Genomic DNA, 4,149 nt, shown 5'->3' on the forward strand with positions numbered 1-4,149 from the left:
CGCCCAGGCGCTCTTGCGGAAAGCGACCGACCGGCTGGAGGGCAGGAAGGTGTCGGGGTTCACGTCCTCGCGCGCCGGCAAGACGGTCGAACCCATGACGACTTCGAAGTCGGTGTAGGGATCCGCCTCGAACCAACCGCTGACCACCTGCGCCGCCTCATCCTCGAAGGGGCGCAGTAGCTCCTCCAGCCAGTTGGGCGAGAGGATGACGCCGGCATCGGTGCTGGCGATGATGTCGCCGGTGGCCGCGGCGATGGCCCGGTTGCGGCCCTGGCTGATGTTGGCGTCGGGGGCGACGATGATCCGCAGCGGCAGCCATTGGCGGTACTCGTCCAGCACGGCCAGTGTGTCATCGGTGGAGCCGCCGTCACAGATAACGACCTCGTCAGCCGGACAGCTCTGATCCAGGATTGAGTCCAGCAGCGGCCGGAGCGCCTCCCCCTCGTTCTTTACGGTAGCGATGATCGATGCCTTCATGATAGTATCTAGCTTAAGGAACACTGCGACGGGCATTTCGTTGCACGCTGCCCCGGCGCAAGCTGAAGAGGAAGAGTCCGCAGATTTCGCAGGTTTTTACGAACTGCGTCATCTGTGAGTATGTTATCCCCAAGGAGAGCACGCCGTGATGGACGTTAGCCGCATTCTGGAACTGCTCATGCACGGCAACCAACTCAAGCGTACGACGCGCACTGGCTGGGCGCAGCGCGGCGTGCCGCTGCCGGAAAACGTGGCCGCCCACAGCTACGGCGTGATCTACACAGCGCTGGTGCTGGCGGAGTTGGTCGAGCCACAGCCAGACCTGGCGGCGGCGCTGGCGATGGCCGCGCTGCATGATTTGCCGGAGGGCCTGACCACCGACATCCCCACGCCGGCCTGGCGCTTCTTGCCGACGGGAGCGAAGACCGAGGCCGAACAGCGGGCCATGACGACCATTGTGGGCGACGCGCCCTTTGGCCCGCGGCTGCTGAACTGGTGGGAAACGTTGCGGCTGAACGAGACGCCGGAAGCGCGGCTGGTGCACGACGCCGACAAGCTGGATCAGTACCTCCAGGCTTACGTCTACGAGCGCCAGACGGGCAACCGGCAGTTGGAGGAGTTCTGGGTCGTAGCCCACCGCTTCCACTACCCCCTGGCGCAGGCCATCTACGACGAGTTGCGCGCCCGGCGAACGGCGAGCGGCGCGGGATAAAACAGCACCAATCAGCGTCCATCAGCGTTCTATTCTTGTATCTGGCCGATGCCAGCGACAAAGGATAATATGCTTCTGATGCCCGCGCAGTAAACAACCACGAAATTCAATTCATCGGCATCCGGTTCGCAAACGCCGGATGCGCGACAAGCAAGGAGTACGTCATGTCCAAAGCAAAGTTTTCCGCGTCTGAATGGGAGTTGATCAAGGACGCCCCCTACTGGGTGAACGCAGCCCTGGCCGCCGCCGATGGCAACGTGCCCATGATGACCAGCCGCCGCGAGGCCAAAGCGCTGTCCGAAGCGATGGACGGCTATAAATCGACCAACGCCCTGGTGCGCGACATCATCGCCAACGAGAGCGATGCGGCCCACGCGGTCAAGAAGGCCGGCAAGGCCGAGGCGGAGCAGGCGCTCGGCCGGATCGCCTCGCTCGTCGAATACAAGTTGGGCGGGGACGACCTGGACGCGCTCAACGCCTTCCTGCTCGACGTGGCCCGCAAGGTCGCCGCGGCGGCCAAGGAGAGTGTGCTCGGTCTGGGGGACGAGGTGAGCAAGGATGAAAAGGCGGCCCTGACATCCATTGCCACGGCGCTGCGGGCCACCGAGGCCCAGAAGCAGCAGCGTGAAAAGGCCAGCGCCGCTCAAACCGCCAAGGAGGCTCAGGAAGCAAAGGCCACGGCCGACGCCAAGGCGCGCAAGGAGGTCCAGGAAGCCAAAGCCGCCGCCGAGGCCAAGGCCGCCCGGGAAGCGCAAGAGGCCAAGGCCCGCAAGGAAGCTCAGGGAGCCAAAGAGGCGGCCGAGGCCAAAGCCCGCAAGGAAGCCCAGGCGGCGAAGCTAGAGCAGGCCAGGGAGGCCCAGCAAGCGCGCACCGAGGCGGCCCAGGCGGAGCGGGAAGCGAAAGCCGCGGCCGAAGCCAAGGCCGCCGCCGAAGCGAAAGCGACCGCCGAGGCCAAAGCTGCGGCTGAAGCCAAGGCCGCCGAAGAGGCCAAGGCCGCGGCCGAGGCCAAAGCCGCCGCCGAAGCGAAGGCCGCCGAAGAGGCCAAAGCGGCCCAGGCCAAACCCCGCTTCACCGAGTTCATCGCCGAGCACCGCGTGGTGGCCGGCGACAACCTCAGCTTCATCTCGCAGAAGTACTACGGCACGCAGGCCAACTTCCGCCTCATCTACGAGGCCAACCGCGACGTCATCGGCGACAATATGAACCTGATCCGTCCCGGCCAGGTTTTGCGGATCCCCAAGCTGTAAGTTCTCCTCCCGCTTCAGGCGTATCCTCAGGTGCGACGCACTTCAGAAAGTGCGTCGCACCGATGCCGCCGATGCTAACCGCTTCGTGAGCCGCCATTGGCAAGCGCGCCCGGTTTGGGGCAGAATAGCGGACGGCTTATGCAGATTCGACACCGTTTACTATCCCTTGCCCTGGTCTACCTGGGTCTGGCGGCGCTGGCTCAGCCGGTGCTGATTATGGCCCAGACAGCGCAGCCGAGCGCGGAGCCTACCACGCCTTCCACCACGGAAGTCGCGACGCCGACCCTTCTGGCGACGCCGACCCTGGCCGCGCCGGCCGACCCGTCCGCGCCCCCCATCCCCCGCGTGCACGTCGTCCAGGACGGCGAGAACATGACCATCATCGCCGCCAACTACGGCGTCAGCGTCGCCGACATACTGGCTATCAACAACCTGACCGACGGCGACTTGCTCCAGGTCGGCCAGGAGCTGATCATCCCCGGCGGCACGGGCGACGCCATTGCCATGTTCCACACCGCGGCCGCGGGCGACACCGTAGCGGGCATCGCCGCCAGCTACAACACGACGCTGGACGACCTGATCGCCACCGCGCGCATCATCCAGACCAACCCGCCGCTGGTCATCGGCCAGCCCGTGCCGGTGGTCAGCCGCACCGGATCGACGGCGACCCGCCCGACTACGGGGCGGCCCTATCTGGTCGAGCCGAGCGACACGCTGCTCACAGTCGCGGCGCGCCACGGCCTGACGCCGGCCGCGCTGGTCGCGGCCAACGGCCTGACCTCGCCTTACCTCTTTGCCGGCCAGCGGCTGCGCCTCCCGGACGACACGGCTGTCTACCGCGACCTGCCGCAGGGCTGGCTCGACGTGCGCGTGAGTCCCACGGGCGTGGCCCAGGGGGCGACCGTCTCCGTTTTCGTCGCCAACCTGTTGCCGGGGCGACCGGCCGGACGCTTCGGCGACCAGCCCCTCCAGTTCGCGCCCCAGGGCGACGGGTATGCGGCGCTCGTCGGCGTCGACGCTTTCGCCGAGCCGGGGGTCTACGATCTAGAGATCAGCGGCGGCGACGAACGCGGCCTGTGGGAGCCGCTGCGCCTGCGCGTGCCCGTCGCGGCCACGGTCTACGACACACAATACGTGACCGTTGGCGAAGCGCTGGACGGCCTGCTCGACCCGGCCGTGAGGGCGACGGAGGATGAGTTCCTGGCCGGCATCTTCGGCGTGTTCAACGAGGAACAGCACTGGCAGGGCCTCTTCCAGGCGCCGTTGACGACAACCGTCATCTCGGCCGGCTATGGCGGACGCCGCTCCTACAACGACGGGCCGATCGAGATCTATCACACCGGCATTGACTACGCCGCCCCGGCCGGTCAGACGGTCGCGGCCCCGGCCAACGGGGTCGTCGTCTTCAGCGATCTACTGGAACTGCGCGGCAACGTTATCATCATCGACCACGGCCGCGGCGTCATGACCGGCTACTATCATCTGTCGGAACGGCTGGTGCAGCCGGGCGACGCCGTCGCCGCCGGGCAACCCATCGGCCGCGTCGGCTCCACCGGCCTCTCCAGCGGCGCGCATCTGCATTGGGACCTGCGCATCCTGGACGTGCCTGTCGATCCACTGCCATGGACTCAAGTTGAGTTCCCCTAAGTTTGGGGACAGACCTGACAGGTGGGCGGCCAATGGCGCTCGGGTAGGTACGAAACAGGTGGCCGC

General features: G+C 66.6%; 4 protein-coding genes. 3 read left to right on the plus strand and 1 reads right to left on the minus strand.

The features are described from left to right. Window positions 1-477, minus strand: a 477-nt coding sequence (locus tag ACE3UY_RS14315; RefSeq protein WP_374688187.1) for a glycosyltransferase, incomplete at its 3' end; no start/stop codon positions are given. 148 nt (window positions 478-625) lie between these two features. Here ACE3UY_RS14315 and ACE3UY_RS14320 point away from each other — a divergent pair. From ACE3UY_RS14320 to ACE3UY_RS14330, 3 genes are all read left to right on the plus strand, one after another. After that, a complete protein-coding gene (locus ACE3UY_RS14320; protein ID WP_374688188.1) occupies window positions 626-1,189 on the plus strand; it encodes an HD family hydrolase in 564 nt (187 codons plus the stop codon). Window positions 1,190-1,353: 164 nt separating this feature from the next. Further along, complete coding sequence (locus ACE3UY_RS14325) at window positions 1,354-2,436, plus strand: LysM peptidoglycan-binding domain-containing protein (protein WP_374688189.1); 1,083 nt, start codon at window positions 1,354-1,356, stop codon at window positions 2,434-2,436. A gap of 138 nt (window positions 2,437-2,574) precedes the next feature. Continuing rightward, on the plus strand, window positions 2,575-4,083 hold the full coding sequence (locus ACE3UY_RS14330) for a LysM peptidoglycan-binding domain-containing protein (protein WP_374688190.1): 1,509 nt from the start codon (window positions 2,575-2,577) through the stop codon (window positions 4,081-4,083). Window positions 4,084-4,149 lie beyond the last annotated feature (66 nt).

Origin of the sequence: Promineifilum sp. (SeqCode) (genome assembly GCF_041918635.1) — a bacterium.
Taxonomy (GTDB): Bacteria; Chloroflexota; Anaerolineae; order Promineifilales; family Promineifilaceae; genus Promineifilum.